Annotated in this window: 5 protein-coding genes; 3 read left to right on the top strand and 2 right to left on the bottom strand. The window is 70.1% G+C overall.

The window, feature by feature from the left end:
• Positions 1-324: 324 nt before the first annotated feature.
• Positions 325-714 carry a VOC family protein gene (locus ACWCPN_RS33455; RefSeq protein ID WP_451214086.1) on the bottom strand — a complete coding sequence of 130 codons (390 nt, stop codon included), beginning with the start codon at positions 712-714 and terminating at the stop codon, positions 325-327.
• Positions 715-1,006: 292 nt separating this feature from the next.
• Positions 1,007-1,492, bottom strand: a complete 486-nt coding sequence (locus ACWCPN_RS33450; RefSeq protein WP_451214083.1) for a hypothetical protein — start codon at positions 1,490-1,492, stop codon at positions 1,007-1,009.
• A gap of 759 nt (positions 1,493-2,251) precedes the next feature.
• Here ACWCPN_RS33450 and ACWCPN_RS33445 point away from each other — a divergent pair.
• The 3 genes from ACWCPN_RS33445 to ACWCPN_RS33435 all read left to right on the top strand — a co-directional run.
• Positions 2,252-2,464 (top strand): hypothetical protein, encoded by a 213-nt coding sequence (locus tag ACWCPN_RS33445; protein WP_199209029.1) that lies wholly within the window; start codon positions 2,252-2,254, stop codon positions 2,462-2,464.
• A 475-nt stretch (positions 2,465-2,939) separates the two neighbouring features.
• Entirely contained in the window at positions 2,940-4,910 is a 1,971-nt protein-coding gene (locus tag ACWCPN_RS33440; protein WP_451214080.1) for a hypothetical protein, read from the top strand.
• Positions 4,911-4,945: 35 nt separating this feature from the next.
• Positions 4,946-5,637, top strand: a 692-nt coding sequence (locus ACWCPN_RS33435) for a hypothetical protein (RefSeq protein ID WP_451214077.1), incomplete at its 3' end; no start/stop codon positions are given.

Below are 5,637 nucleotides of genomic sequence, written 5' to 3'. Positions count from 1 at the left end.
GGCCACAGCCACAGCCACAGCCACAGCCACAGCCACAGCCACAGCCACAGCCACAGCCACAGCCACAGGGAGTCTCTCCGTCTCCTCGGACACCGTTGCCTTCGGTGCCGGGGCCGGCTCACGGGGCCTCTGCGGGCGTGCGGCGCCATCCACTGAGGGGGGGGCGCCGCGACGGGCGGTGGGGCAGGCGGTCGCAGGACGCCGGCCCCGAGCACGTCGAGCACGTCGAGCACGACGAGTACGACGAGTACGACGAGTACGACGAGTATCGGCAGTGGTCGAGGGCCGCACCCGGTACCGGGGTGCGGCCCTCGGCGTCCGTGCTTACGCGGGCCAGCCGCCGTAGGGCACGGTGATGAGTTCCATGGCGTGGCCGGCCGGGTCCATGAAGTAGACACCGCGGCCGCCGTCGTTGTGGTTGACCGTGCCGGGCTGCTGCCGGCGCGGATCGGCGTAGTGCTCGATGCCGCGCTGGGTGATCTGTGCGTATGCCGCGTCGAACTCCTCTTCGGAGATCAAGAACGCGTAGTGCTGGGGAGTGATCTTGTCGGCGGGGATCGTGGCGAAGTCCAGCGTGACGCCGTTGCTCAGACCGACCGCGATGAACGGGCCCCACTCGGCGGTGATCTCAAGGCCCAGCAGGCCGACGAGGAACTCTGCCGACTCCCGGTTGTCCCGGGCGTGGACGATCGTGTGGTTCAACTGCACTGTCACGGAATGCCTCCGAGGGCATCTCCTGACACCTCCATGCCTCACCCAGCCGGTGACCGGCACGCGATGTCACGGCAGATGCTAGTCGCTGCTGTTCTTCGACGTGAGCCGGTGGCCGACGAGAGCCACGCCCGTACCGGCGCGGGCGACCAAGGGTCCGGCCCTTGTGCACGTAGCGGTGATGCGGGCTCCGGCATCCGGCCAAGCCCCGTGCACCCGCTCCGGTTGTCTCGTCGTGTCCGTGGCATCGCCACCCGGGCCCAGGGCCGTGACGGCCCCGGCCGGGCCGCGGAACTCACGATCCGGAGCGCAGCCCCAGAACACTGTGCTCCACCGCACCCGAGGGAAGATCACTCCTTCCCGAAGCCCTCGCGGTCAACTCGACCAGACCGGAACGGAGTTCCGCGGCGCTCTCCCCCAGGACGATCGCGCTGATGATCAGCTCCATCATCAGACAGTCGTACGCGTCACCCATGTTCCGGTAGCGCTGGGCGTCGCCCTCGGCCACGGCGGAGGCGATCCTCCTGCCTGGGCCGGCCGCGGGGGTGAAGGACACCTCGTAGACGCCGTGACCGGTCCAACTCCGGTGCATGAACAGGACATCGCCCTCGGCGAAGACGTTCCACTTCTCATCCATGCTCCCGGCGCGACAGCCGCGCCGGATCCGATCCCACTCCTCCTGCGTCCAGACCCGGTCCGGCACCTGGGCCACCGGCCGGGGCACGCTGATCGGGTGCAGGCGCCGGAACGACTCACGGGTGAACGGGACATCGGCCATCATGCCGCGCTCCTGGGGAAGCACCACTCCCCCACGACAGCCGATCACCTCCCCGACCCCCCAACTCCGGCGCAGGGCCGCCCACTCCGACCGGGGCGCGCCTGCGGGATGCGGGGCGCAGCAGCCGTGCGGGGGCGCCGGCCGCACTCCCCGGCGCCGCAAGGGGCCGGCTCCCGCACCCCCGGCTCCCGCACCCGGTCGGCGCACCCGGCAGGCGGACCGCCCGCCCGCCTGCCCGTGCCCGCCTGCCGGTCCGCCGGCCCGCCGGTCCGCCGGTCCGCCGGTCCGCCGGCCACGGTGCCGTGCAGGCACGGTCGGATCCGATGAGGACGCGGGCACGGACAGCCCAGCCGGTCCCGCTGACGCCGGACGGAAGAACAGCCGTGCGACTTTGAACGAATGTCGCATTTGGATTGTTTGCGCTTTTCCTTCTGCTTCGGTTAATGTCCAGGCCCTCCGAACGAATTGTTCGGAGACTTCGGACGGTTGGGCGGCTTCTCCCCCGATTCCGCCATGCCCCGACCCGAGCAGCCGGGTTTCCGCATGACCCGGCAGCGACAGGCCAGGCACTTCGCGCCGTCCGTCGAACCTCCCGGCGCGGGCCGTGCGGACGGCCTGCTGCTCGCTCACTGTCAGCCGGAACGCGCCGGCAGGTTCGAAAAAGGCGAGAACCGAAGACGCGGCCCGACACCACGTCTGGCCACGCCACACCGGACATCGCTTTGTTCACAGACCACTTGAAGGATGAAAGGACTCATTTTCATGAACATGGACCAGCTCGAGACCGAGACCGCGGAACTGCTGCCGGGACGTGAGGCGCTCGGCAAGTTCTCGTTCAACTTCGCCAAGATGACCACCGTCACCAAGAAGGTGGCCCACGTGGACGCGCACAACGAGTCGGCCGCGCTGAACCAGTGCTCGCCCTACGCGGTCGCCCAGTCCGAGGCCGCCCAGAGCATCAGCGTGCAGCAGTAACACCGCAAAGCCGGGCAGGGCCGGGTCGGTGGACGGACCCGGCCCTACCCGGCACCCCCAAGCCCACACCCAGCCCGCGCGGCGAGGAGAACGCCACCGCTCGTCACGACGGCCGCTGACGAGCAATCAGGCGCAAGACACCGGGGCAGAGCGGCGCTACCCCGCGCAACTCCCGCACCCCCGGCCGGTGCACCACGCAACGCCACGGCCGACGAAGCACCAACCCGTATCGGTGCCACCGCAGTTGGCACCGGAGTGCCGCGCAGGCGCACCGCCGCAACCGGCCTTCAACGGCCGGACCCGCCGCGCCGGAACCGCTCCCCCGGCACCCCACCGCACCGCAGCCCGCCCCCACCACGCGCCCGCCCGCCGCCCGGTGACCGCGGCCGTGCGGGCGTCGCCCTCATAGGCAGCCGGGCAGCCGCCCAGGACACGGCGCACGCTCCCACGGGCCCGCGCCGCAACACCCACGCCCATGAGCCGAACCGTCAACCGCGCCCAGGAGAAGCCCATGCCGGCGTCCGACGACCACGCCAGCCGCACCACCCTGCAGACCCACCCCCCGCACCACGGACACCTCCCCGGGCAGGCAGCCGGCCCCCACCCGCCCCACGCCCACCCGCCCGGAGAACCCGCGCACCCGGCACCCCACACGACCGCGCACGCCCCCGGAACCTGGGGCCTCGCACCGGTCCCGCAGCCGAGCCCGGACCTGCAGACCCTCGGCGAGTACAAGGGATCGGGCTTCACCGACCGCCGGTACATCGTCCGCCGCGGCGACGGACAGATGATCCAGCTCTCCCGCCTGCTCTACCTCGTCGTCGCCAGCATCGACGGCATCCGCGACGCCGAGGCCATCTCCCACCGCGTCAGCGGCCGCTACGGCGCCGAAGTCACCACCGACAACATCCTCCACCTCGTCGAGCACAAACTCACCCCGCTCGGCATCACCCTGCCCCCCGGCGGAGATCCCGACCAGGCCGCGGCGCCCCGCTCCGACCTGCTGCTCGCCCTGCGCGGCCACAGAACGATCTTCCACGAGAGGCACGTGGCCCGCATCGCCGCCGCCCTCGCCTGGCTGCACCGGCCCACCATCGTGGCCCTCACCCTGGCCGGCGCCGTCGTCATGGACGTCTGGCTCTTCGCCGTCCACGGCGCCATGACCGCCGTCCTGCAAGTCCTCGAGCAGCCCCTGTGGATGCTCATCATCTTCCTGCTGACCGTCGCCTCCCTCCTCTTCCACGAATTCGGACACGCATCCGCCTGCCGCTACAGCGGAGCCGTCCCGGGAAAAATCGGCTGCGGCATCTTCCTGATCTGGCCCTCCATGTACACCGACGTCACCGACGTCTACCGCATCGGCAAAGCCGGCCGCCTGCGCACCGGACTGGGCGGCGTCTACTTCAACGTCCTGTTCATGCTGGCCCTCACCACCGCCTACCTCATCACCGGCCAGCCCTTCCTCCTCGCCGCCGTCTACCTCGCCCACTTCGAAGTCCTCGAACAACTCATGCCCGCCGTCCGCCTGGACGGCTACTACATCCTCGGCGACCTCGCCGGCGTCCCCGACCTCTACGGCAAGATCAAACCCATCCTGCGAAGCCTGCTCCCCGGCACCCACCACCACACCGCCAAAGCCCAGGTCAGCGACCTCAAACGCTCCGCACGGACCATCGTCACCGTATGGGTCCTCACCATGGTCCCCCTCCTCATCGCCGAAGCCGCCTACGCCCTGTGGAACCTCCCCCGCCTCATCACCACCGCCACCCGCGCCCTCCACGACCAAACCCTCGGCACCATCACCGCCTTCACCCACGGACACCCCGCCGCCGGACTCGTCGGAACCATCGGCACCCTCATGCTCCTGTGCCCCCTCGCCGGAGGCACCTACCTCACCACCCGCATCACCACCCGCCTCTGGCGCGCCACCACCCGAGCAACCCACGGCAAACCCCTGCTCCGCCTCGCCCTCGCCGCCACCACCACCGCCGCCTGCGCCGTCCTCGCCACCGCCTGGACCCAAGGCCTCACCCCCAAACCCCTCCCCCAAGCAGCCCCCGCCACCCCCGCCCTCCAACCCCGCACCCCCACCCCCACCCCACACCCCAGCCCCACACAACCGGCCCCTACCGGCCCGGCCACCAGCCCCTCCCCCACCGCCCCGCCCGGTCAAAGCCCCTCCGCACAACTTCCGCACCCGACCGAAGGCGTTCAGCGCACCCCCACAACCACACCCTCCACCACACCCCCAGCAAGCAAAGCCCCCGGCACCCGCGCACCCGGCCCCGCAACCTCGCCCGGCGCCACCCCCACCCGCCCCCGGCCCAGCGCATCCCCCACTCGCACCCCTACCGAAACCCCCTCCCAGACCTCCTCACCCCCACAGCCCCCCTCCGCCTCGCCCTCACCCACGGCGACCACACCGTCGAACCCGAACCAGTCCTGACGCCACATCACCCCATCCCCTCCCAGGAGAAGACCATGCACCACCGCAAACCCCGCACCCCGAAAAACACCACCACCGCCGTCCGCCTCGGCGCCGTCGTCACCGCCGGCCTCGCCCTCACCACCGCCACCACCACAGCACGCGCCACACCCAACCCCACCAGCACCCTCCCCCACGCCGCCATCGCCGTCGACACCGCCTACAGCCACGCCGACAGAACCCACACCAACCAAACCGACCAATCCTTCACCATCCACGAATACGGCCCCACCATCGCCGTCACCGCCAACAACCGCGCCACCGCCATCTCCGCCGGCTGCACGCTGAACAACCCCTGCCGCTCCATCGCCCTCTCCTACCAAATCATCACCACCTCCGGCCCCAACGCCCGCCTCATCAACGCCACCAACATCAGCAGATCCGTAAACGAACACTGCCCCACTTGCGAAACCATCTCCGCCGCCTACCAATTCGTCGTGGCCACACCCCGCCAATTCCACCTGAGCCCCCAGGCACGCAACGCACTCAACAACATCAACCGCAAGGTCAACGCCCTCAAAGCATCCCGCCTACCCATCGACCAAATCACCCACCAAGCCGACGAACTCGCCCACCAAGTCAAAACCATCCTCGACCACGAAACCGCACACGCCCCCCACACCAGCAACACCAACGACCCCCAAACCAACTTCACCCCCACCGTCACCCTCCACCGCACCATCCACTA

The sequence above is a fragment of the Streptomyces sp. NPDC002386 genome (assembly GCF_053593175.1).
The sequence above is the reverse complement of the archived record's forward strand: the minus strand, read 5'-3'. Positions and strand labels throughout refer to the sequence as shown.